Below are 24,378 nucleotides of genomic sequence, written 5' to 3'. Positions count from 1 at the left end.
TCCCGAAGGAACCGCTTGATGCCATTGCGGCGTTCTCGACGGGCGCTTCAGGCGAGTCGCTTCGCCCGATCGTGGTGCTCTTGGCCGAATACACTTTAGGGCTCAAGGTCAAAGGAAACGCCGTCGACAAGAGCCGTTCAAAGGCAGAAAGCTGTTCAAGCAGACGCTTCTCAACGGCCTTGCGCTCCGCCCCAGGTAGGTCCCTTTTAAGGAATCGACGGCAGCGCCAGATTTCGTTCCGCAGCCATCTGATCTCACTCAGTGGATCATCAATTGAAGCCATCACAGATATAGTTCACTTCGTGTCCATGGAGTATCAATTATGGCGATCGTCATCGAGGGGCCATTCCTTGGCTCCGCATTCCTGCATAGCAACTGCATCCTAGGACTTGCGACGTCCCGCCCGTCTTTCGGCGAGCAGTTCAATGTATGCCACTCTTATCATCAATATCACCCTACACCGCGCGCGCGACGAGAAATCGAGGCAGATCCTCGCGTTTTCACGGCGCTGCGATCCTGTGCCTTGCACAATTCCTGCGCTCCACAGAATTGATTGCGGCGCGAAGAAAAACCGAGAACCGGAGCAGTTAAATTCATGTGCGACACGCAGACGGCTCAAGCAGGAACTGTTAACGCACGACGCATGTCCCCATGGTCGATGGCGGCGGAACTTGCAAGGGCTTGACGGCTTTGTTGCCTGTTGAGTCGCTGGGCGCGTCCTGACTTGGGCCACAGCTCGCGACTTGGACCTTAGCGATGTCGAGCTCTTGCGGCCCAAGCGGCGTAAAGCGGCGGCGGCTTCTTGCGCACGCCTCCTCTCTGATGCTGTCAGTCCCGCGGTGGTACCCGGCATTCGCAATCGCTTACCCGATAAATAATTTATGAGCGAGGTGGACCATCAACAACATGAGAAAGCCATGGGGACGATTGCTTAAGGAAGGAGAGCCAGCCTGACTGCGATCGTAGGCACGCGCCATCCAATCAAAGGACGCACGTGCCGGGATTGGGATCTTAGCAATCCGAGGCAAATGTCGGCTAGACGCAGTGTCGAGCCAAATGAGCAGTCCATGGACAATCTTGCTATCGACATCCGCTGTGCACAGTCCGCCTCAGAAGACCGATTTAATAGCTTGAATCTCACGCTGCGACAGGTTGTAGGCGTGCTGATGCGTAAAAGATAAAGGCCCACTTGGCAGGCGTTGATGGCGCATCGCAAGTGGAGGTCGATGGGAACGGCCTGCTGATTACCAGTTTTCTCGCTTGCGGGCGATGGCCAGGGAGCCATTTGCATCGTCTGCACGGGACGTCGGGTCAAAGTACATTGACCAGTTGGAATCGCGAGATGGCCTTGATGATGGAATGATACCGGCAGCAGAATATGTCTGACCCCAGCCGTAATCGTTTTTTTAGCGGTCCAGAGAAAGCGCGCTGGGTGAACAGCCCGCGCTCGCAAGCAAATACTCCAGCGGAATAGACTGTTCATATCCGGCCAGAGGCGATGACCGGCAGCACTGATGGCCGCACAGAGCGCTGCGGTGAAAGCTCGGGAGGTCTTATGTCCTTCCAAACCAGCCTCACGGGGGCGCTAGGCGAAATAGATCGCGCCAGCGTCATCGTTGCATTCTCAATAGTGGTGGTCACGCGCGAGATTGCGCAACGTTGACCATTCGGTGTTCCAGCAAAAGGCGGCGGTTGAGCTTCAATCTAGATTTCTGCCGAGCTTCGAGGAAAGCATCCGCGCCAAAAGATCGTGGGGCTACGCCACGACATGCAGCGCGTTGAGCCGAAAGGCCGGAGGTCAGGCCGGCCGGGACGTTTGCGAGAGAATAGCTTCTCGTGTGTCGCAACTTGATGATGGGAGCCGTCCAGTTTCGTCGCTCCGCGTCGTCAGCTTATCGACAGCTGGCTCTCGTATCATGAACATCGCTACTCGCTGGCAGAGTCGCCTCAAAGGGCCAATTTGGCAGGGGACACCGGGATAGACTCCAATATCAACTGATCCACGAGCGAGACTTCGGCTGGGTTCGCTGCCCGTCTGAAGTTATTCGGTAGCACTCGCAGCAGCATATTCGCGCCAGCGGTGCGTGACGGCCCCGCTGTGGTGATCGCACCTCATTGCAGTTAGCCGGTGGAGCGTTCTCCATGGCCGGTTACCAGTTCTAAGACGCGCCGCCCCGGCGCGTTTGCTTCATTTTGCTACCCATGAGACGACATCGATGAATGCAGAACAGCTCGGCGCTGGTACTCCTTCCGCAACGTCCGATTCGGAAAGCTCCGAGCCGGGCTCTCCGGCCGCATCGCAGTGGGGAGAGGCCTTAACGGACGTTCAGGCGTCCGCTGCTGAGGTGGCTGCCTCGCAGGACGAGATGTTGACGGACTGGGCTGCCGAAAACGGGCAGGGGCAACATGAGGATCGGCAACAGGCGGTAACGAGGGCTTGGCGGGGCGCGGGTGATCTCAATGAGCCGTTAGATCTGTCGTCTCTGTCCCTGACCGCCTTGTCGGCGTCCATTCCGGCCGGGTTGCGCCGCCTGAATGTCGACGATAATCAGCTTGACAGCCTGCCCGAGACCCTTCCGGCGAGCCTCCAACGGCTCTACGCCAGCAATAATCGGCTGACCAGCCTACCCGAGCTTCCACCTGGGCTGCGGCGGCTCTATGCCATCAGCAATGGGCTGACGCGCCTGCCCACAGAGCTGCCGCGGGGATTGCGGCGGCTGAATGTCGACAACAATCAGCTGACCAGCCTGCCAGAACGCCTTCCAGCAACGCTTCAGGAGTTGGACGCCAGCGGTAACCGCCTGACCCACCTGCCCGGGCTTCCAGCTGGGCTCCAGCGTCTGAACGTCGACTACAATCAGCTGACCGACCTGCCCGAGCCTCTTCCGGCCGAGCTCGAATGGCTCAGCGCCAGCCACAACCGGCTGACCAGCCTGCCTGAGACGGTCCCGCCCGAGCTGCTGTGGCTCGGCGCCAGCAACAACCAGCTGACCAGCGTGCCCGAGACCCTGCTGACGCAGCTAAGTCGTGACTCGAGCGTTGATCTGGAGAATAATCCGCTCGCCGATTGGGTGCAGGCCGGCCTTGCAACAGCGATGCATGCCGGACACTATGCCGGCCCGCAGGTTTTCTTCTCGACGGCGGATGGAGCGGTGGAAGTTCAGCCGCGGTCCCTGCAAGAGGTTGCCGCGGACTGGCTCGAGGACGAGCCCATGGCAATGGCCACTTGGCAGCACTTCGGCCATGAAGCGGGGGCCGCGGACTATGCACGCTTCCTCGACAGGCTCCGTGGCACCGTGAACTATGGCAACGAGGCGTTCCGCCAGGCGGTCGCCGAAGATTTGCGGCAGGCAGCCGTCAGGCCGCGTTTGCGCGAGCAATATTTCCAGTTGGCTTCGGGGGCGAACGCGAGCTGCGAGGATCGCATTACTTTGGCCTGGAACGGCATGCAGACCGCACGCCTGAACGCTGATGTCGAGGACGGCGTCTATGACGGGCGCCTTGGCGAACTGCTCCAGCACGGACGCGTCATGTTTCGCTTGGAAGCGCTAGACGAAATCGCGCGCGAGAGGGTCAACTCGCTTCGTCGTGCCGATCCCGACGCGGACGTCGATGAAATCGAGGTCTACCTTGCCTACCAGACCCAGCTGCGCGACCAGCTCGAGCTGCGGCACATCGCTCCCGACATGCGCTTCATGAACGTCTCTCACGTGACCGAGGATGATGTGGCCAGCGCTGGGGCATCGGTGCGGAATCAGGAAGCGGCGGAATTTGCCGATTATCTGGCAACACGCTGGCAACCGTGGGAAAGCGTGACCAGGCGCATCGCGCCCGAAGATTATGCTGCCATGCAGGAGCGGCTCGTCGACGCGATGGGCGAAGAGTTTCAAACCCGTCTGAATCTCCGACTGGCCGAGGAAGGTTTGACAGGCGATGCCGATGCCGAGCGGGTGCTCGGAGCCCAGATCCGAAACGAGATCGCCCGCGAGATCAAAAGCGCGGTCATGCACCGGGTGCTCGGGAAACTCGGCCTTGATCTATGAGCCTCCTCTGATGGAAGGGCCCGTCGATCCGCCTAGCCGCTCACAAGGTGAAGACAGTCATCGATCCTTTCGAGGACGGGCGTGTCTGCATGAGCTATTCGGCCAATGAGCTGCCGTCCCGCCGGTCGCGTGATCGGTGCGGACGATCACGGTAAAGATGGGCAATCCACTGCAGATTCGTACACCGCAATTCATGCGTTCGCGTCGCGTTGAGAACGCTATTGAAGACTGCTCATAGCCGGACGAATAGCTGGCAGGCAGATCGGAATCTCAAGTAGCCCTTGTGGAACGTAGGCTGTCGATATCCGTGCCCCGAGATCGATAGGCGTTTCGCAGCATCACACTCGTATCCAGATCACGAAACATGCTGTAGTTCCGTCGGATCCATTGATGCAGCTCGGTGGACCAGTCCTTCTCGTTGCGCAGATATCCAGTGAAGGAAAAGCTAAGCCGATCTATATATCTTTTGAGGAACAGCGGAAGCGCGGGAATCCGAAGTACCCGCTCGCCATCCATCGCTTCAGGTAATTCGCCGCGCAGCACGAATTCATTGTGGACGGTGACCAGCGATGCCGGCGGAATTCGCCGCCGCAGCATTTCATAACCGCGAAAGGAGATGCGGTCAGCGCCCGCGACGAAGAGGATGATAGGAGCGACATAGCAGCGGGCCGTCTCCTTCATGAAGCCGATCTCCTCGCACATCTTGAAGAATTCGTCGAAGGCGTGAAAGCCGAGATCGATTACCTTGGGTACCCGATCGTGGATGATAAGAGGGTCCATCAGCTGCATCTTGCCGTAAGTGTCGATCACATCCGCGGTCTCCGTGATATTGGGGAGGTAGTCGAGCAATGACGGCTCTTTCAAGTTGACATCAAACGACAGCGCTGTGCCGTTTTTCAGCAACAAGAACTCGCTCATGGCCCGAGCGATGAGAGTTTTACCGACCTGCGGGCTAGGAGAGCAGATGATGTAGATGGGGGTCGCTAACATAGCCAGCAGATCAATTTTGTTTCGTACGTGGGCCCAACCTGAGCTCGCCGAATATGCGACTACTTCTCGCCGGCCCGGGTTGCGGACTTGGCGCCGGCCAATTCCGTCAAGTTGATGCGATCAAACTCGCTCCAGACGTTTGCCAGCCAGTGCCGGACATAGCCGCGCAGCACGAACGAGTTGTTCGCGGGTTCATCGTTCCGCCCCTTGTTTGCGACAAAGTCTATGAATGGGACGGATGCGACTTCCACCTGCTCATAAGCCATCTCGTTAAGCTTCGGTATGACCAACTCAGTCGCATGTTTGATGCGGTGAAAATAGGAATTATAGGTCGCTTGATCCCACTGGAAGAATTGAGTGTCGTTGATGAAGTTCTTGACCAGGTAGTACTTTGCGCCGCTCATGAACGTCGCGGTTTCCGCGATCTCGTCTAGCGAAGCGATGGATGATCCCAGGATATGGAATACGGCAAACGTGATCTGGCCGGACCGCGCCGAGTCCAGAAATCCGATGTCGCGCAAGGAAGCCAACGCAGAGGACAGTAATCCTGCGCGAGCATCGATGACAGTGACGGACAGCCCTGAGTTTAGGGTATCGAAGATCTTCATCTGATCAGCCGTCGTCGTCATGTCGACGATCTCGGTGATCTCGGGATAAAAGCGCTTCAGCGTTCCCCGCGGCGACTCCGTGTCGAATGCGCGTATTTGCACGTTGTTGACGCTGAAGTAGTCCAGTAGCGTTCGTGATACGGTCGTCTTGCCGACTCCTCCCTTGTCCGCACCGACCACAATTACAACTGGCTTCACCATGGAAATCTCCTGAGATACTCGCTGTTGCCGCGCGCAAAGTGCGCACCGGCGCGTCTCTGCTTTGGGTGCGAACATGGCAGAAAGAAGGGGCAATGAACCTTCGATGCGAGAGCTCTGCAACCGATGAACTTTTTCAACATCAAGCGAGTGACGTCGTTGGATCGCAACGACGATGCGGGCTGAGAGTGGGGAGTAAATCACTTGTACTGGTGATCTACGTGAGGTTTGTGGGCGGCTGGAAATGCGCACCACCAAGAATCAACTGTTGCCTGTGGTGGTCGTTCGCGATTGCCATAGGTTATATATATATCGCTGCCGCTATCCAGATTGGCATGAAGCGACCGAATCTTACGTAGCGTCAGACTGCGAGCTGGTGGAAGTGCAATCGAGGCGGTGCTACGCTGTTCGGCTATGGCTTGGCAGATCATCCAAGGTCTGCTGGCTCAGATCGTCGTTTCGGCAGATAGCGAAGTGGCTGGTCAATTACCGAGAGATGACCCTGAACGACGAGCTCTCACTCTGCTGAGCGCTGAAGCGGGCTGGTGACGCAAATGGCAAGCATGCAGCTGCTCGCGCCGAGGCGAGATTAAAGTGTCATGGAGAACAAGATCGAAGGGTGAGCGGGGCCTCGGCCGGCGGCTCAACATCGCTCGCGAAGCGATATTGAGGACGCTCCGTCAAAAGAAGCCGGCGTCGTGCGATCGGAACCGGAGCGCAGATTTCGCCGATAACGCTGCGTGGTGCGGGTGCAGAAGAACCTTTACGGATGAACGATGGGCTGGCGCATGTGCGCTCTCGCTGGGCCGCTTCCTTGGGGGCGGTGTACATTACGGTTTGAAGCGCCCACTCTGATCACCACTACTAGGCAAGCGCGCCTGAACTGGGTTGCTAGGTGCGCGTCCAGTTCTCGTTCTTCTGGACGGTCGCGCTTTAAGATAATTCGTCTGCATATTCGGCCTCGGCATAAAGCGGCATCACGCTCGCTTTCATATCGGACAACCACCGAAGCGTTGCCAGGCGTCCCCCTTGAGTTTCTGCTGTAGGCGTCGATCCCGCTGGCGACACGGTACAGAGCGCCAGCCTACCAGGGCAGGGCAGCTCGAGCACAACTGAACGCGACTAAGGCGGATACTTACTGCAAATGAGGGGAGGCGTGGAAACAGAAAGCATCAACCTCATAGCTGCCGTTGAAGGCCGCCGAAAGTAGCGATCCCCTGGGACTGCGAAGAGCTCCGATCCGGGCATCGCTGGTTAAGCCGGAACTGAAAAGAATGAGGACCAAGCCATTTGGTAAGCGGTTATCTCTACGTCCGAGCCATTCCCCAATGGCACGACCACAGTGGAAGCTCGTCTCAGCGTAGCCCTCGCTGGGGCCGTTTTCTTGGTGATATCGCTATTTGCATATCGTTACCCTGATGACTTCAAGCCGGACTGCCGCCTTGTTTGGCAACGAGATTGAGCAAAAGCGGCACTCGACCGGCCGCATGGTCACTGCCCGACGAGCAAATATCTCCGCGCGGTGGCTAGACGCACTCTGCGCGCAACAGGGAGGCGCTTGCTAAGCGCTCGGGCTGCTAGAAGGTTAATTGGGTGGCGCCGTCGGGGCGGCGTCTAGCTGCTCGGCGCCTGGCGCGGGCGTGGTCCCCGATGGCACGGTGGTCGGCTGCGCTGCGTCCTTTGGGGAGCGGCCGACGATAATTGTGAGCAGACCCTCGCCCCACAGCCGCCGCGCTGCTCTCTTGGCGTCCTCCAACGTCACCCCATCGACCACGGCGTTGTGCTTTTCGAAATAGTCGATGGGCAGTTGGTCAAGCTGATGCCGCAGCAACCTTCGCGCAAGCTTTGATGATGTGTTGAGAGTCAGCACTTGCGAGCCCTTCAGGTAGGACTTTGCATCATCGAGTTCCTGCTGTGTCGGTCCTTCCTCGGCGATGTAGCGGACCTGCTTCTCGATTTCTTCCACCGTTTCGCCGGCACGATCGGCGCAGGTGCCGCTATTGCCGAGAAACATGGCTGAACGATCCAACCAGACCAGGTGCTCACGGACGGAATAGGCCAGTCCGCGCTTCTCGCGGACTTCGCGGAACAGGCGCGACGTCAGGCCGGCGCCGCCGAGGATGTGGTTGACGACATAGGTGGCCATGAAATCGGGGTCGCAGCGGCGGACGGCTGGACCCCCAAAAGTCACAACCGTCTGCGGCACGTCGAACGGAATGAAGACCCGGTGCGGCGGCTTTGCTGCCACGATTTCGGGAACCGGCGTGGCGTCCGCTTGGGCTGGCAGGCCGCCAAAGGTCTTGTCGAGCAGTGTGCAGAGGACCCCTGGATCGACGTCGCCGACCACCGAGATTTTGAGTGTGTCTTTTGCGATCACGCGTCGGAGATAGCCTTTGAGATCCCCGACCTCGATCTTCGGCACGCTTTCCAGAGAGCCCCGGACAGGGCGAGCATAAGGATGATCGTTAAAGGCGGCTTCGAAGAACTTGCGATTGGCCAGAGACGAAGGATCGGTCGAGTCGTGCCGAAGGCGCGCAAGCACGGTGGCACGGATCCGTTCGACATCTGCCGCGTCGAAACGCGGCGAGGTTAGCGCCATCCGTAAAAGGTCGAAGGCCTCGTCCGCGTTGTCCTCGAGCGTGCGCAAGGCACCGCGGAATTGATCATGGGTCGAGCGGAAGCTTAGCTCAATGGCACGACGGTCGAGCCGTTCATGAAAGGTCTTGAAGTCAAGGTGGCCGGAACCTTCCTTGAGGAGGCCAGCAACCATGTGGCCTACGCCAGGTTTTTGAGGGGGGTCCTGAGTCGCGCCGCCGGTGAAGGCATATTCCATCGCGATCAACGGGACAGTAGAATCTTGGACGAACCATGCTTTGATACCGCAAGACGAAACCAGCCGCTTGATCCTGGTCCGCGCATGCGTGGCGGCAAGTGAATTTTGCGAAGCGAGCATCGCGATTGAGAGCGAGGCTCCCCCGAGGAGGATCCCACGTCGTGTGCAAGGATGGATCACTAGGGCTTCTCCCCGTCTTTTGGCGTAGACTCTCTGATGAGATAGCCGGTCACCGATCGTTTCATGTCGAGCCATTTCCGCACGGCCCCGTGCACCTGCTGTGCACCGACCGCGCGGACGCCGTCCGACCAGCCTCGAATATCGTCGATGCATAGTCCCGTTGTCAGGCCGCGGCCATACCAGCGCGCGAGCATTTCCTGATCGTCCTGGGCGTAGGTTACCTGCGCGATCAAACGCGTCTTGACCCGCTCGAGATCTTCGGCGCTCGCGGGGTTACGTGCAAGGTCGGCGATTACCTCGTCGATGGAGCGCTCGATCTGGCTGAGTTTGACGCCAGGTTTTGGTATGGCAGAAATCTCGAATAGCGAGGGATCGAGCGCGGCAGAGTGGTAGCGCGCTCTGGCAGTGACCGCGAGCTGCTTTTCGACCACCAGCGAGCGATAGAGATATGAGTTGACGCCGCCGCCCATCAACTGCTCGAGCACGTCAAGCACTGGACCCTCGCCTGCGGCCGCGGTGCGAGCCGACGGTACGAGATAATAGCGGTGCAGGGCTGGCTGCTCGACGCGGGGATCGGCCAACGTCACTGTGCGCGGCGCGGCCGGCGTCGGCTCCTGCGGCCGCAGGCGTTCCAGGGGAATCGATGGTTGCGTGGGGATGCCGCCAAACGTCTCCTTGACCATCGAGCGGACTTCCTTGGGGGCGACGTCGCCAGCGACAATCAGGATCGCGTTGTTCGGTGCATAGAATCGCTGGTAGAAGGTAACCGCGTCCTCTCGGGTAAGCTTTTCGATTTCCTGGCGCCACCCGATAATGGGGCGACCGTAGGGGTGGTTGAGGTAAAGCGCCGCCATCATCTGCTCAGCGAGCCGTTCACCTGGATGGTTGGCGACGCGCTTATTGAATTCCTCCAGTACGACGTCCCGCTCGGACAGCACGTTCTCATCTTTGAGAGTGAGGCCGGTCATGCGGTCGGCTTCAAATTCCATCATCTTGCCGAGGTGCTCGCGCGGCACGTGCTGGAAGTAGCTGGTGTAGTCGAATCCGGTGAAGGCGTTCTGATTGCCGCCCGCGCGCAGCACGGCCTTGGAAAATTCGTTCGCCGGATGTTTGGAGGTGCCCTTGAACATCAGGTGTTCGAGGAAATGCGCAAGCCCCGATTTGCCAGGCGGATCGTCGGCGGAACCGACCTTATACCAGATCATCTGAGTCACAACGGGTGTGCGATGATCCGGGATCACGACCACATGCAGGCCGTTCTGAAGCGTGAAGCTAGCTGGTCGATCTGATCTGATCGTGTCGGCAAAGACGCTATCCTCATCGGGAAGGTATACCTCAGTGTGATCATCTATTCTGTGCTCGACCGCCGGCGCCGTGCGCCTCGTCGATTCGGAGGCATTAGCGGCGGTACTTCCCGCCTTGGCGGTGACCGAAATCCGGTTCTTCATGGCATCGCCTTCGTTGCAGGGCAAATCCGATAAGCGGGGAGCCGCAGGTCGTTTTGGAAAACAGCAGAGCAAAAACCGGACCAATTGCCGAATGGCGTGCTCAGAGCCGCGCGCACCTCAACTGGACACAAAACACAACCGGCGCATAATTGTTTGGCCAAAGGTGAACCGTCGACAGTCGTGAACACGACATTGCGCACAATGCGTCAGGACAACTTGGCGTCAACTGACGGAATGGAAACTTGCAGAAAGGGTGGATTGAGCGGCGATATGGCGCCAGTGCACTTTACGCAGGCTCGCTGTTACACATCTCGCTTTACACGATGAGTGGCTTGGCAATATTTCTCAGGGTCGCGAGGCGGGAGTCGGCGAGCAGCTCCTTGGAGTACACTGCGCCGAAATAGTCTAGGACGAAGGTGCCAGAATAGCGTAGATTATGCGACGCGCGGATTAGGTTATGGAGAATTGTGGCGGCTTGGTCGATGCGGTCGCGATAGCGTGCGCGGATAACGTTAACAGCGTTCATCGAGTGGACCGCCTCGTCGGCAATAACCTCCCGCAGCCAATGATGGAACGTGTTGTTCCCAAGGGCATCATAAAATGGCTTTTCTGCCGCATAGGCGCGGCAAGTGCACATCTCATCAAACGCGATTATAACCATTAGGGAGAATTCGTCCTTCAGGTGTTCAGCGATCGGACCAAAATCATGCGTTCGGGCGTCCAATCTCGCCCGAAGATCCTTTTCGGACCCGTTAGCAACAAGTTCAATGATTCGGATGAATCCGTCGGTGTGGCGCTCTTCGTCAATCGCCCAAGCGTTGAAGAATGCCGCAGCTTCATCGGAAGCAATAAGATTTCGCGCCACTAATTCTTGTTTTAGATACCGGGCGTCATATTCCGTGTACAGATCAGGCCACAATTTGTCCCAACGTTCTCGGACAGCCGACGGCTCGGCGGCGAACATTGCTGGCGTAAGAGCATCGAATAATTCTTTTGGACTCCAGTTCCGTCGAAACGGCGTGATCATCCGAGTGCCCCTAATCTCTTATCGTGCGAGCGCTCCGGCGCAACATTGTTGTCATCTGTTGTCAGCCGTACGCTCGCACAGCATATGCTACAAACAAACAAGAGATGCCGTCGTCTCCCTGTTTTGGTAGGCTGATGGCCAGAGGCCTTTCGGCTGGCTGACGCCTCCTCTTGAATGGCGCAGTAGCCTTTCGTGATGCACACGGCCGCAAAACCGGGGACACTCGTCATTGCTAGTCGCCGGTCCAACACGGCCTCACCTGACTCCGGCGGCGCCGCCATGCTGACAGGCACCATAGTTTCAGCAGATCCACGACGCCGCCTGTTGAGGGGGAGGACTGCGGCACGGTTTGAAGCACAATGAGCGGCACACGTGGCGTCGGATGGGAGGCCCGGGCACTAATCAGATGTGGACCATGGGGTGGTTAGTCTACGTCCCAGGAGATCCCGGCCGTTAGCCTCGCTCCAATAGGAACTTGCGGCGAATGAATCCCTGTGTACTCCCGCCGCGCAAGCGCACTGCTAAATCAAGTAAACCGAGCCACGGAAGGTTATGCGATTACCTACACGAGCTGGTAGATCGCCTAGTGTTGCGAGATTAAGAGGATTTGTCCCTAAGCAGCATTTCGGTTGTCGACCGGCGAGGTAAACAACTGCTCAGTCTCCCTAGCGTCGATGAGACGGAGGAAGTCACAGTTGTGTGCCGTTTGCTGTTTAAGGAGGCAAAGGGATGCTGACAAAGCACCGGCCCTCTTCGTCCTTCAAATCACCAATAAACGGATTGCTCATTACTCCTGAGGATTCGAAAGACAGGCCAGATCACAGTCGTCTGATTGAGATTGGAAGCCGAAACGTGCCTCGTTCCCGTTAGCTATTTCTACATTCCGCTATCCAACCAATAAGCTGAGGCAACGGGGTGCAGGAGTGCCCGGATGGAGCACTGCCGAGCCGGGTTTTATGTGGATGTGCTCCTTGTGGAAGACGTTCATTGTCGGTCCCCCTCATGCCGACAAGATTCTGCCAACCATTCACGCCTTCCACTCCGACCGCTAACGGATCGAAAATGGTTTTCGAGCAAGTTCTCGCCCGGGATAGCAGGGGAGGAGATCCACACATGACCGGACCGGCCGTTATGGAAAACGTGCGCCGCTATCGCGCGATAGCTTCGTTGTGCCGTCAGTCCGCCGCATTTCGGCCAATCCAACGGGACTCATTACTAGCGCAAGCTGCAGAGTGGGAGGAGCGCGCGATCGCGGAGCTCGAGAGATACTTTAGTTCCTCGGCCGCATGTTTTCGTTAACGGCAGCGGGCGCTTCGCAGATCCACGATCGAACAATAAGTAAGGTTCACGAGGGCGAACGGTGGCCAGGTGATCCGGTTGCGCAAGCCAGCCGTCGTGAAATCATGTCGGCGTTGGCGCTACTGTCTTGAGCTGCGGCAAAGATATAAGCTGCCTGCTCGCGGATTTGGCATCTTTGTTCTTGTTCCACTTGTCGCCCTGCTTGGCGGGATTAAGCGCCATCATCGAGTCACTTACCTCAGCAAAACACAACGCTGCTGCGCGAGCTTTCGCTGGGCGATTGGATGTGTAGAGAGGACGAGCGGTTCGTCGCCATTGAGCCGGAGCTGACGTTCCAGGAGGATATCGCCTGGGTTATTGGCCAGCGGATGAGTGACGCTGAGATCTATCGTCGAGGTGCTTTCATCTCATCCAACAAACTTAAGATTTTGAGATATCAACCACTGGCGGCTTGGAAATGAGCGAGTACGGCGGGTTGCCATCGAAGATCGACCCGGAGGAAGAATTCGATGGCGCCGAATTCTTAGTAGAGACTATGTCCTGGAAACGTTTGACTATCAGTTCAGTACTGAGCCATGTTCGTGGGTCGTCTCATTCATCCGTCGCGGATACACTTGGCGTGTGGTTGGGTTACTGATCCTGGTTATACATGTCGGTTTCATTGTACGAACGATATCTCTTCGCAGGGAATTTAAGTCTTGAACCTCCACGGCGGCTGATAATCGGCTAGCTGTCGGTAAGCTGAAAGACAGGCACCGAGCAACTGCGATCCGCTCTTGTTCGTTGACTACCTCTAACGGTGCGGGGCGTGCCGGCCATCCGCTTGCAGTTGTGGGTCCGGATTGCCGTTCTGCGTCGTCCCTTCAAGGGCGAGCGACAGCTTGAGATTGTTGCTCAACATCAGATTTGCTGGGTCAATTGCCAGAGCTTGGCGGTATAGCATTTGCGCCTCGTGATGGCGGCCCTCGTGATCGAGCACAACACCTTTGGCATTCAGTGCGCGCAGGTCGCCGGGTGCTGCAAGCAAGATGTTGTCGAGCACCTCAAGCGCCTCATCAGCGCTTTCACGCATCAGCAGGCCCCGCGCAAGGGGAATCGCCGCATCGACATTGTCCGGTCGTTGCTTCAGCGCAGCGCGCAACGCCTTCTCGTCAGCATCCCGACCGAGGGCGTGAGAGATGCGCTCGCGCATAGCTGGATCGACCTCCTTGGCCCCAACCAGCTCTGCCGTAGACGTCGGCTGCTGTGAAAGACCCGAGGTGTGCGAGTTAGCGCAACCCGCGAGCAGCACAATGGCAAGCATGGGGAGAAAGGCCGAGCACGAATGGCGACGAAAGTTACGCCAGCGCCGCAGAAGATTGATCTTACATGAATTCATAAGCGACCTCACGACCCCACACCTGTGCTCGTCAGCCGGCCGCAGGGAGGAGGTCACGATGCCCGCCTGTAGGAGTCTTGTCCTTGCCAGGCGCAAGTTTGACGGAGCCAATCGGCTGGACGGTGAAATCCGAGGCGAGATCCTGATACGAGAGAACAGGTAGGTCTATTCCATTGCGGGTGAGAAAGCCGCGGACGAAGCGCCGGATATCCATCGAGCCCAGGATAACTGGCTGGTTCTGACTGCGCGCGATGCTCGAATGGATCTGGCGAAATTGTGCAAGTAGCATCTCGCTTTGCCGATCCTCTAAAACGAGGTAGGGACCGACAGCGGTCTCGCGCACCGCACCCCGCACGATATCCTCGGTCTCACGCTCGACGATAAAGGCCGCCACAACACGATGGGCGTTGGCATAGCGGTGACAGATCTGCCGCTTCAGAACGGAGCGCACATATTCGGTGAGCAGTACGGCACTTTGCTCCCGTTCGCTCCATTCTGCAAGCGCCTCCAGAACCAAGCGGGTGTTCCGGATCGGGATGCCCTCGTCCAGCAAGCGACGTAGCACATCCGCGATGCGAGGGATCGGTGTCGTGCGCAGCACCTCCTTCACCAGATCGGCATATTCCTGCTCCATCCGGCTAAGCAGCTGACGCGTTTCCTGAATGCCCACCAGGCGCTGTGCATAGCGTGTCAACGTCGACTGGACGCGCAAGGCGATGATTTCGCTCGGACGGTGGTGCCCTATTCCGGCAGCTTTGAGAGCGGGCGCATGGCCTTGTTCGATCCAGATCCGATTCGTGTCTGGGTCCTGCCAAAAGGGGATCCCGCTCAGTTCAATGTTCGCCACGTCGTCGTTAAGTAAGAGTTGTGTCGGGTCAATGGCGCCCTCTTCCACCGGCACTCCTTCGACATCCACCCGGAATTGCGATTGGGCCAGGTGCTGTGCGCTTTGGGCGGGAATGCGTGGAATTGTGATGCCAAGATCAGCTGAAACCAGTGCCGAAACCCGTGCGACGCACTGCTCGAGTTCCCCTACGTCGATTGCCTGCATCAGGCTCGGCGCTAGCAACAGCGTAATCGGAAGTGCCTCCACGGGCACGGTTTGCTTCTGACCTTGTGCGGAAGCGGGAGCCGAACCGGTGGGACCGGCGCCTGCCTTGAGAGCGGTCTTGCCCTCTTGCACGCCAACCTTGAGAAAGCTGGCAGCGGAGAACAGCGCGGCCAGTATGACAAAGGGCGGCAAAGGGAAGCCAGGAACGAACCCCATCACAAGCAAGACACAGGAGGCCAAGCGTAGCGCTTGTGTGCTGGCCGTAAGTTGGTTGACGATATCGGCGCCGAGATTGAGTCTGGAAGGACCGTTGACACGAGTGACAATGGTTGCGGCTGTAATTGACAGCAGCAGGGCCGGAATCTGCGAAATGAGCGCATCACCGATCGTCAGGATGGTATAATGATGCACCGCCTCCTCGAGGGACATGCCCTTGGAGAGCGATCCGATCGTGATGCCACCCAGCATGTTGATGCAGATGACTATTAATCCGGCTATGGCATCGCCCTTCACGAATTTCATAGCGCCGTCCATCGCGCCGTGCAGTTGGCTTTCTCGCTCCAGCGCGCCGCGCCGGCTGCGGGCTTCGTGCTGATCGATATGGCCGTTGCGCAGCTCCGCGTCGATCGCCATCTGCTTGCCCGGCAGCGCATCGAGCGTGAAGCGCGCAGATACCTCCGCCACCCGCTCGGCGCCCTTGGCGAGAACCATGAACTGCACCATGGTCACGATCAGGAATATGACAATGCCGACGGCGATGTTGCCGGATATGACGAAATCGCCGAACGTATGAATGATGCTGCCGGCATCGCCCTCGGCGAGGATCAGTCGCGTCGTTGCAACGGTAAGAGCGAGACGAAAGACGGTGGAGATCAGGATGACGCCCGGCAGGGACGAAAAGTCGAGCGGCGTGTTGAGATACAGGGCTACCATCAACAGCAATATGGCAAACCCCAGATTGAAGCCGATCAACATATCGATCATGACGATCGGGATCGGCATGATCATCATTCCGATCGCCAGAAGAAGCATCAACGCGACCATCAAATCCGGGTGAGCCGGCGCGCGCGTGATAAGAGTTCGTAGAAGGTTGGCCATGAGAAGCCTTATTGTTGTTTGATTGCAGCTGTGCTGCCCCGCAACAAAACATAGCGTTTGAAGACGGCTTGCGCTTCGATCATGCGGCCAGCGTGGCGCAGGGCGTGGCTGCGCATCAGCATCAAGGGCGGACACGAAGACGGCTCGTCATCCAGTTTGTCAAGCCTGTCCAATACCGACAGTGCTTCGTCACCGCGACGCTCCGAGATGAGAGCGTAGGCCAGGATGCGGAGCAGGCCGATGTCTTGAGACTGTTCGTGAGCGACCAGCCGCAACAGAGCCAAGCTCTTGGCGCTCTGTCCGCACGCAAGGTAGACATAAGAAAGCACGCAGAGCAAATCTCGCTCCGGCCCGGAGATCAGCTCGATACCGCCGGCTTCGGAAACGATCGGCGGCTGTGTAGATGTGAAGTGTTGCACTTTGTCTGGCACGACCATTGCTAGCCTTTGATCAAGCCGTTGTGACTCTGCCGGAGCAGGATTAAACGTTGCAGCTCCAGTTGCAGAAGGGCGGCCCCTTCACGTGGCACCAAATCTTCTGGCGCGGCTGATAGCGTATCAGCCAAACGCTCCAGAAGAAGGCCGTGTTGCTCTGGACGCAGAACATGCGAATGACGTAAGCGCGGCGTCACGAAGGAGAGCAGACTGTGCGCGAGATTGGGCTCATTAAGCCAAGCGAGTTCCGAGCTTGGCTCGATCTGACCTGGCGGGGCGCGCGCCTCGTCTAGATTGATGCGCGAAACTGCATCGATCGAACTGAGCTCGAGCGCGCTCTTGATCGTGGCGTCCACCAACCGATCCGGCACGTCACTATGACGAGAAAGTGAGGTGTGGCTCTTGGGATCATTGCCACGCGTCCGGTCAATCCAGATGGACTTGGCTCGAGAATTGACCGGCGTGATGGCAGATGCATGATGATCAACGTTTGGCTCCTGAAAAGAGGTGCCGGGCTCGACGGGATTGGGGGGCAGCCTAGTCATGGCACTTTGCTTCCTTACCTGCGGCCTAAAACGCTAATAGGGTAGAGTGGCAAGCCGGCCATCCCGGCTCAGCAGAACACGCCCTTCCTCAATCCCGTAGACGGTCCATCCATTGCTTAAGAGCGCGCCGACGAAATACTTTTGACCAGCAATGACAATATAGGGGTCGCTCCCGCGCCAAACAGCTTGGACCCCAATTGCGGGAGGCGTCTTCTCATCCTTGATAGCCACCGCATTGACGAGCGTATAAGCGCCATTGCTATTGTGATCAAACCGCTGCTGGACGTCTCGCCATGTGGCGAGCGAGGCGGGCGTAACGGTGCCATCGGCGGTGACGACGCCCGCCCCAGAGCCGACCTTGATGCCGACAAGGCCCGCTCTGTCAACTTCCTCTTGCAACCGTTCGGCAGCTGCATCGGTGGCCAGAGCATCAGGAGCGCTGAGCGCCAGCTTGGGCGCAATGTCCGGAGCAGGGGACGACGGACTTGACGCCACGGTGGTGTCGGTCTGGACAAAACTGGGTGAGACTGCGCCAACCGCGGCAGAGCTGATCAGGACCAAAGCAAGAAAGGCGAGCGATATATGCCGGCGGTCGATGGAGCCAGCTTGTTTGTAGTCCTCGATCGTCCAGCGAATGGACATCGCCCCGGCATGCAAAACGACGGGAAGAGGGACAACAATGGATTCGTTCGGTAAAACAGTCTCGTGCCCCTCGATCCTAACGTCCCTCGCAAGGGCCTCGATCTCAATTGAATTGGAATGGGGGGTGACACGAAGATGGTGCGGTTCGAGGCCTTGTTCGACGAAGATCAAGTCAGCATCGAGGCTGCTGCCAATCAGACACGATCCGACCCCCACTTTACTTGTCAGCCCGGAGTAACACCCCGACAACACTTCGAAATGCGGGCAATTTGGTTCATTCACGGGTCGGTTTCCTGAACAGCGAACGGAACCGTACGGCAAAACCGTACGGCCCGTGCGACTTCACAGACTAAGCAGCCGGGGAAAGTGGGGCGGCGACGTCGCCCCATCTCATCCCTTACTGCACCCGCTCATCGGCCGCTTTCTTGACGGTCGAGAGCTCGGTCGAGACGACGCGAAGTTCCACATCCCTCTCAGCAGCCTTTGTGCTGGTCAAAGTCAGGGCGGCGATTTGCCGTTGGAATGCCGCCTCTCCAGCAGCTTCAGCAGCCGTGGAAGCGGCGGCAGCAGTAGCAGTGCCGGCTGCTCCACCTGCAGTCGAGGTATGAGACGCACCAACATTTTTAGACATACTATTCTCCTGTGTGCTCGAATTTCGCCGCGACGTGCGGCTCCTATTTCCTAACGTCGCAACATGCGATGTCAGGAATCCTCCTCTGTCTCGGCCATGACATCGTCGAAATGGCTCATTGCACTATTCGCAACTTGGAGAGCAGCGGCTCCCAAAGCGGCGCTGAACGCTTGCTGCATAGCGGCTTCGTGCGAGTTGCCGCCCGGAGTGGACGCGCCGCCGTTTACGGGAATGTTTGCATCAGGCGATCGGGCATGATCGTCGCGCTCGCCAGGCTTGTGAGATCCTTTTTTGCCGCCGCTTTTGCCGCCAGCCGCATGGAGGTCAGCATCAACGTGCCCAGCGGCGCTAGAGCTCGTAACGCGCATCGGGTTCTCCTATGTCAATTCGATCGTGCCAATGGAGGCAGTTTCCGCCCTCCACTATGCAAGTGTTAGCTTTCGACAAGCTGACGAGTCGTAGAAAATGCAATGAGCCGATGGTCGATCATCATTATACGTCTTCACCAGCCGACCGTATTTGAACAAGTTGCCCGCGAAAGCTGGAGATAACAATCGTTTGTGAAGCTTGATCGGGTGAGCACGTTGCTCATCGTTTCGAAAGCTTCAAAGCGGAATACCAAAGCCACCACTAACAAAAACGTTTTGAGGCCGACGTGCTGTAATCTCGGGCTCACGTCCCTTGCGATGCCTCCGAGCTCTTTCGACAATTTGCTTGCAGTCAGGCGAAGCGGCATGGAGCTTGACCTGGTCGGAGCGAGGCGGAAAGCCAGAGTGACGGCCGATTCAGCGGCCAAGAGCGGTCCCTCGGTCCTGGCGGGCCCATAGCAGATCCGTCAATCGCGACCTGCTTTCAGGGAGACCGAGCAGAAGCCCGCCAGTCGAGAAAGAGCCCTTCGGACTTCTACCGCTCTGGACCAATGTGCTCTCGATCCTTGCGCAATCGGCAGGCTCCGCGGCTGCGGCCGGCTGTCGCGTAGTGTTAATGCATCGCGATCTTGACAGGCGGCGTATGCAGTCGATGGAACTTCACAGCGGCAGACTTGGTTTGAGGTCGGATTCGAACGACCGAGTGCGGCCAACATAGTTTGTACGCAGTGAAGAGCCGAAATAAGTTCCTCGGATTCGGGGGCGGTCTCAAGTATGCTGGTAGAGCTTGCGCGACCTACTGCTCGGCAGAGAGGCCCAACCGCGCGGAGGCCGCGCAAGCTCATTAGCGTTTCCAGCGTGATCCTGAGAAGATAGCGTCGCTCCGCCTAGGCGTTAGCGCCTGCAGCTTGCAAGCGCTCGGATTCGATGCGAGCCTTTAGGTTATTCAGATAATCCTCCGCGTAGGACTGGGCCACCGAAACCGGCAGGTTGATGCCGGCCGTCGCGGCTTCTTGAATTGCCTGCTTCACCAAGCCTTCTCGCATTGCTAATTTGACCTCAGGTCCGGCGATGCAGCCCACCGCCTGTGCCGCAAGGCTCAGCCCGGCTTCTTCCAGCGCTTGCTTTATGTTGCCACCACTGATGGCAGTGTGAAGAAGATTTGCAGCTTGCGCCTCGGCTTCGAGCACCATTGACGCCAGATCGGCCAATTCACCCAAGCCTGGAATGAAGCCAAGTACACCGACTGCCGTCGCGGCCCAGTCGAATACCTTAGAGCCAACTTTGAGCACGTCATTAAGTGCGTGCATGAAGGCGCCACCGTTCTTTTTGGGAGACTTGATGTCGGGCTGGTCTGCCATGCCCATCGCCATGTCCGCGACCGCGTCCTGCTCGGCAGGCGTTCGGACGGCATGCGTCTTCACTTGGTGAACGGTGCGGTTCGCACCCGACATGTTGTTGAAGAACTGGTTGAAGTCGCTGTTGCTGATGTTGCCGGAATCGACCGTATGGCCACCACCGAAGTCGAAGAACTTGTGGTGGGTTTTGTAGCCCGTAATCGCGTTGTTCATCAACCCGAACAACACAGGATCGGAGAGCAGCTGGGAGGCCGCCTTTCGCACCTCGGGCGCGAGGCTCTTATCATCGACCATGCTCGCCAGCTTTTCCCGGGTCAGGTCACCCTTCCCGAAGAAAGCGTTTTTGTTCTTGCTGATCGTATTGAGCGTATCGAGCTCGGCTTGCGTGAGATTGATCGATGATGAAGCAACCTGCAGGAAGTCCTCTTTGTGGACCTTATCTATCGAGCCACCGTACAACTGCTTCCATTCATCCGGGTGGTCGAGGAAGTATTGAGCGGCCGCGAGGACCTGTGGCGGGCATTTGCCGGTTTTAGCTTCGCCGTCGACGATCCGCTTGAAATCGGCAAGGCTCAGGTTCTTAGGCAGGTTGTCGGCATAGCGATAGAGCTCGCGCAATGCATCGGTCTGGGTCATAACCGATGGCTCGCCATTCCGGGTGCCGTCGGAAGGGATGTAGTTTTGCGTATAGCTCTCTGCCCGCCGCTCCTGGAAAGCAGCAACCTGAGGGTGGTGATCGGAGAAGCCGGAGAGATCACCTGCTTTGATCTTCCCGCCGCAGCGGCCGTCACCTTGCGAGCCTATCGCATAGAAGAGCTCTGGGTCTAGTTGCAGAGCCTCGATCGCCGCCTTTAGATCCGGCGGTGTGGAGGGATCGTTGGCCAAATCTCCAAGAGATTTCCAATCCAGCGGGCATTTGTCTTTGTGTCGGTTCAGCACCGACACAATCTGCAGCTCGGCATCAGTCAGCGTGCCGCTGTTCCACGTGATCCTGGAGCTTTGTACGGGTGCCTCTGCAATCTTCGGGGCGCTCGCAGCGGAGGAGGACTCCGCGGAGGATGGCTCTGGGGCCTGCTGACATGCGTCCAGTGCGGCCTTGATCTCCGGCGGGAGGATGTTCCGCACCTCCTTCGTGAGTTCCTCCGTCAGCTGCTTGGCCGAGTCTGCAGCCGGCGGATCCTGTGGAGTGGAACGGTCATCGGCATTGTCTTTCAACGAGAAACTAGCCAGCATCGCCTCGAAGTTTGAAAGATCCCGCGCCGATGAGGGCCCGGGGGACAGCCCGGACAAACTCGAGCTGGCGGTTAGCGATAGGTTGTTGACTGACATTATACGTCCTCTGATTTGAGATCGCACCACAAGCCGGTCATGTGGCGCAGCCCGAGAATCGCGACGAGCAACGAGCAAGAAATGTCGATAGGCTTCGATGGCTCCTACCACTCGCTTCCGATTGCTCCGTGCGCCCCCAGCGCTCGGTTCCGCTACAATCTATAGGCACATCGCCGTCTAGATATTCACGCCACATGGTAGGTTCGATTAGCTTTCCAAAAGCTGACGGCGCTCAGAGGTTTCACAACGAGACGCGCAATGATGGTGTGAGAGGCGGTGATCGGTTCTCGATATCGGAATCGGCTTGCTTGTTATGCTCGATCGCTCGCCTCCGGGCCAACTAGGTCGATTAGCGAGGCCGTGTCTGCCGCTCTGCGGATGGTCACGTGCGCTGATTCGTGAAACAACGTCGCAGGTCTCCGCAGCATCTTATGGTGAAATCACCCACGGGTAGCGACCTCGCGCCTGCGCCCAACGAGAGTGTTGGCGCTTGCGTAGATGCTCGAAAGAGTCCGACGGTATTGTGAGGACCCTATTGCCCCGAGCGGATCGAAGCTCAGCTGCACTCCGCATTCTTCATGTCATCATGCTTAGCCGATTGGCGAGTGTTCGCTCGAACCTACAGGTCAAAGGCAAGGGTCCAGCGACGGTTTGAGACGAATAAAACCTTCTTCTCGCCATTCCGCCGTGTGAGGCACACCCCAGAATGGTGAACGTTGTTGTCCGGATACCCCTGGTAGGTTTGAGATCGCGGCTTCTTAGCATTTCGATCTGAGCGGGCGTAGCTGTTTGGCCAGTGAAGACCCAGTCGTTCTTGGCGCGACGACCGTTCGCCATGGCGAAATCTCCAATTTCCGGCGGAGCAACCCCTGCGTGCAATGTGGGCCCAGCTCGAGACGGCCTAGCGTGAGGTGACCGGGCCCGCATGAGCCAAGACTCAAGATCTTGCCAAACTCCGAGATCGGAGGCGTCCGCGCGGTGTTGAGCGATCGGCTGTTGGGAATTGGACCGCTCGCCGCCGCTCAACGATGGCTCGACACGCGATGCTGCCTCCGAGTTCCTGCCCAATTAGGTCCTGGCTGTATTCGGGTATTTCATGCAATGCCATTAGTTCACGCTCAAACTCCCTTGGACCGGCGGCGGGACGCTGGGCTGTTGTCCGCCCGGCTTAGCGCGTTGAAGTCCATCCTGTTCCTCCTTTTGGACAACGGAGTGGCTTTCATTCTTATGCGACGAAGCTCATTTGCATGACGGACTTCGTGGAGTTGTTCAAAAGCTCGCATGAGGCGCTAGAGTGGCAAAGCACGCTCACCGATGCTGCTGGCTAGAATTCTGGTTCGCATCAGTGGCTCCGGCTTGGACGTTTATTGCGCCACCCTGCGGCATCGGCCATCTACACATCCGCGCTCTGACAATGCAGCAGTAGCTTTCGAAAAGCTGTCAGAGGGCATAAGCAGACGCATTGCATCTCTTCCAGGCCATCTGTTGTCATCAAGTCATTTCTTACCTGCATCAGGTGTGTGAACCACGCCGTCTTGATGTGGTCCCTCCGGCGAAGGAGCATCGTTCGGTCGTCCTTCGCGAATGACCACGCTGGAGGATCCCCGAAACAGCATCAAAACCGACTCGTGCGGCGGCTTTTCGGCACCGCTCGGGTTTCGCCGTGCCTGTGCCTCTGCCGCAAGTCCTTTTACTGTTTGCTCCACAAGCGCGACAAAGCGGGGTGGACCGGAGGCGAAGACGAGGCCATCTCCCGGTACGGGTCTCACGATGTAGCGCTCGTCGGAGATGTTGAGCGCATCGAGTGCCGCCTTGAACGCATCAAAGCTGATTGGACTCAAGACCAAAAGGCGGCTTTGCGCCTCATGCGCATCGGATACGTAGAGCACCAACCCATCGTAGTACCATTGAAGATTGTAGAGATTAATCAACCGTTCGAGGAACTCTCGCGGTGGGAGATCCGGCATTCGCCCGCGAATCCGCCCCTTCACCCCGGTGCTGACATTGACCCTGATATTTAGGTTGTTGCCGAATTCCTGCAGTGCGGCCGAGAGGTCCTGATCCAGAACTGTGTAACTATAAGGCGTCGATGGCAGCGCCAGGGGAGCGCCGAGCGCCTCGACGACGCCAAAGCAAATGAAAACACCAGCATAGAGAACTTTCGTCAAGATGTGCAGCCTTGTGGATGGGATGAGCATTCCTGCTATTTTTGCACTTGAGAACAAGCGCCGGAATTCGTCCCAAAATGTGGAAGCCGATGCTTCGTCCCAAATTGGAAGCTAACCGTGATCATTAGATGACAGATGCTCGTCAGTTTTTGGTCAGCTTGCTTCTCCAAGGTGCGGCCCATTCGTGTGAACGAACGGCTCATCTCACCACGTGACAGAAATGATTTCCTCCATGTTGTTTGGCGTTACGTCGATCTCTGCCAACTCCGTCGAGTGTGCCTCCAACGGCTGTTCGCCGGCGCATGCTCAGTTTGGCGAGAGTCTTGCGCAGGCGGCCTCGAACCAAGGTGTCGCCTCTTCTGTGACCGAGCACGCGCCAGCTCCATCGCTGCCGGAAGTGCAGCGCGCAGTGGCGCCGGCGAGCCCGCTAGGCGATCGCGTCCTTCAGAGCATTTCTGCTATCCACCAGGGCAAACCACTTCCGTCGGGTACAGTTTCGCCGGCGCTCGTCGGCGAGCCTGAACCTACCAAGAGTCTGCAGCTTGGGCCGGCCGCGCAACCGGTCTTGCGTGTGCAGCAAGTGGAGGTACATCCAGTGGGCAAACCGGAGGGTGCGGATCATTTCGACTCGGCGCTGACGAATCTGCGGGATGTTTACAACGGCGTCATCCAGGTTTCGCTCATCTCCAAGGGGACAGGTGCTGTCAGTTCATCTCTGAATAAGCTTCTATCGGCGGGCTGAGTGGGCCG

General features: G+C 58.0%; 17 protein-coding genes. 3 read left to right on the top strand and 14 right to left on the bottom strand.

Going from position 1 to position 24,378, the window contains the following annotated elements:
• The first annotated feature begins 2,216 nt into the window (after positions 1–2,216).
• Entirely contained in the window at positions 2,217–4,043 is a 1,827-nt protein-coding gene (locus tag GGD63_RS16760; RefSeq protein WP_183243863.1) for an NEL-type E3 ubiquitin ligase domain-containing protein, read from the top strand.
• Between the two features lie 270 nt (positions 4,044–4,313).
• Here GGD63_RS16760 and GGD63_RS16755 read toward each other — a convergent pair whose 3' ends face one another.
• The 5 genes from GGD63_RS16755 to GGD63_RS16735 all read right to left on the bottom strand — a co-directional run bounded on the left by GGD63_RS16755 (position 4,314) and on the right by GGD63_RS16735 (position 11,327).
• Entirely contained in the window at positions 4,314–5,033 is a 720-nt protein-coding gene (locus GGD63_RS16755) for a hypothetical protein (protein ID WP_183243861.1), read from the bottom strand.
• Between the two features lie 59 nt (positions 5,034–5,092).
• The gene (locus tag GGD63_RS16750; protein WP_091956594.1) at positions 5,093–5,842 is read right to left on the bottom strand and encodes a hypothetical protein; all 750 of its coding nucleotides are present in this window, start codon (positions 5,840–5,842) and stop codon (positions 5,093–5,095) included.
• Positions 5,843–7,424: 1,582 nt separating this feature from the next.
• A complete protein-coding gene (locus GGD63_RS16745) occupies positions 7,425–8,792 on the bottom strand; it encodes a pitrilysin family protein (RefSeq protein ID WP_183243859.1) in 1,368 nt (455 codons plus the stop codon).
• Positions 8,793–8,851: 59 nt separating this feature from the next.
• Positions 8,852–10,300 carry a pitrilysin family protein gene (locus tag GGD63_RS16740; RefSeq protein WP_246785523.1) on the bottom strand — a complete coding sequence of 483 codons (1,449 nt, stop codon included), beginning with the start codon at positions 10,298–10,300 and terminating at the stop codon, positions 8,852–8,854.
• Between the two features lie 316 nt (positions 10,301–10,616).
• Positions 10,617–11,327 (bottom strand): hypothetical protein, encoded by a 711-nt coding sequence (locus GGD63_RS16735; RefSeq protein ID WP_246785522.1) that lies wholly within the window; start codon positions 11,325–11,327, stop codon positions 10,617–10,619.
• A gap of 1,113 nt (positions 11,328–12,440) precedes the next feature.
• Here GGD63_RS16735 and GGD63_RS40175 point away from each other — a divergent pair.
• Positions 12,441–12,626: a hypothetical protein gene (locus tag GGD63_RS40175; RefSeq protein WP_091881765.1), complete on the top strand. Its 186-nt coding sequence runs from the start codon at positions 12,441–12,443 to the stop codon at positions 12,624–12,626.
• 793 nt (positions 12,627–13,419) lie between these two features.
• Here GGD63_RS40175 and GGD63_RS16730 read toward each other — a convergent pair.
• From GGD63_RS16730 to GGD63_RS16690, 9 genes are all read right to left on the bottom strand, one after another.
• Positions 13,420–14,004, bottom strand: a complete 585-nt coding sequence (locus GGD63_RS16730; protein ID WP_246785521.1) for a tetratricopeptide repeat protein — start codon at positions 14,002–14,004, stop codon at positions 13,420–13,422.
• Between the two features lie 31 nt (positions 14,005–14,035).
• Positions 14,036–16,153: a type III secretion system export apparatus subunit SctV gene (sctV, locus tag GGD63_RS16725; RefSeq protein ID WP_183243857.1), complete on the bottom strand. Its 2,118-nt coding sequence runs from the start codon at positions 16,151–16,153 to the stop codon at positions 14,036–14,038.
• 8 nt (positions 16,154–16,161) lie between these two features.
• A complete protein-coding gene (locus tag GGD63_RS16720) occupies positions 16,162–16,590 on the bottom strand; it encodes a M48 family metallopeptidase (RefSeq protein ID WP_183243855.1) in 429 nt (142 codons plus the stop codon).
• Positions 16,591–16,592: 2 nt separating this feature from the next.
• Entirely contained in the window at positions 16,593–17,132 is a 540-nt protein-coding gene (locus GGD63_RS16715; protein WP_183243853.1) for a hypothetical protein, read from the bottom strand.
• Between the two features lie 33 nt (positions 17,133–17,165).
• Positions 17,166–18,056, bottom strand: a complete 891-nt coding sequence (locus GGD63_RS16710) for a hypothetical protein (protein ID WP_183243852.1) — start codon at positions 18,054–18,056, stop codon at positions 17,166–17,168.
• A 115-nt stretch (positions 18,057–18,171) separates the two neighbouring features.
• Positions 18,172–18,405, bottom strand: a complete 234-nt coding sequence (locus tag GGD63_RS16705) for a nodulation protein NopA (RefSeq protein ID WP_100233319.1) — start codon at positions 18,403–18,405, stop codon at positions 18,172–18,174.
• A gap of 71 nt (positions 18,406–18,476) precedes the next feature.
• Positions 18,477–18,773: a hypothetical protein gene (locus tag GGD63_RS16700; protein ID WP_183243850.1), complete on the bottom strand. Its 297-nt coding sequence runs from the start codon at positions 18,771–18,773 to the stop codon at positions 18,477–18,479.
• A gap of 887 nt (positions 18,774–19,660) precedes the next feature.
• Positions 19,661–21,460 carry an HrpF/NolX family T3SS translocon protein gene (locus GGD63_RS16695; protein WP_409334071.1) on the bottom strand — a complete coding sequence of 600 codons (1,800 nt, stop codon included), beginning with the start codon at positions 21,458–21,460 and terminating at the stop codon, positions 19,661–19,663.
• 1,496 nt (positions 21,461–22,956) lie between these two features.
• Complete coding sequence (locus GGD63_RS16690; RefSeq protein ID WP_183243848.1) at positions 22,957–23,658, bottom strand: secretin N-terminal domain-containing protein; 702 nt, start codon at positions 23,656–23,658, stop codon at positions 22,957–22,959.
• A gap of 190 nt (positions 23,659–23,848) precedes the next feature.
• Here GGD63_RS16690 and GGD63_RS16685 point away from each other — a divergent pair, with 190 nt between their 5' ends.
• Positions 23,849–24,370, top strand: coding sequence for a nodulation protein NolB (locus tag GGD63_RS16685; RefSeq protein ID WP_246785520.1), 522 nt, complete (start codon positions 23,849–23,851; stop codon positions 24,368–24,370).
• The last annotated feature ends 8 nt before the right edge of the window (positions 24,371–24,378 follow it).

This window comes from Bradyrhizobium sp. cir1 (assembly GCF_014198245.1).
GTDB lineage: Bacteria > Pseudomonadota > Alphaproteobacteria > Rhizobiales > Xanthobacteraceae > Bradyrhizobium.
This window is presented reverse-complemented; position numbering and strand designations above follow the sequence as displayed.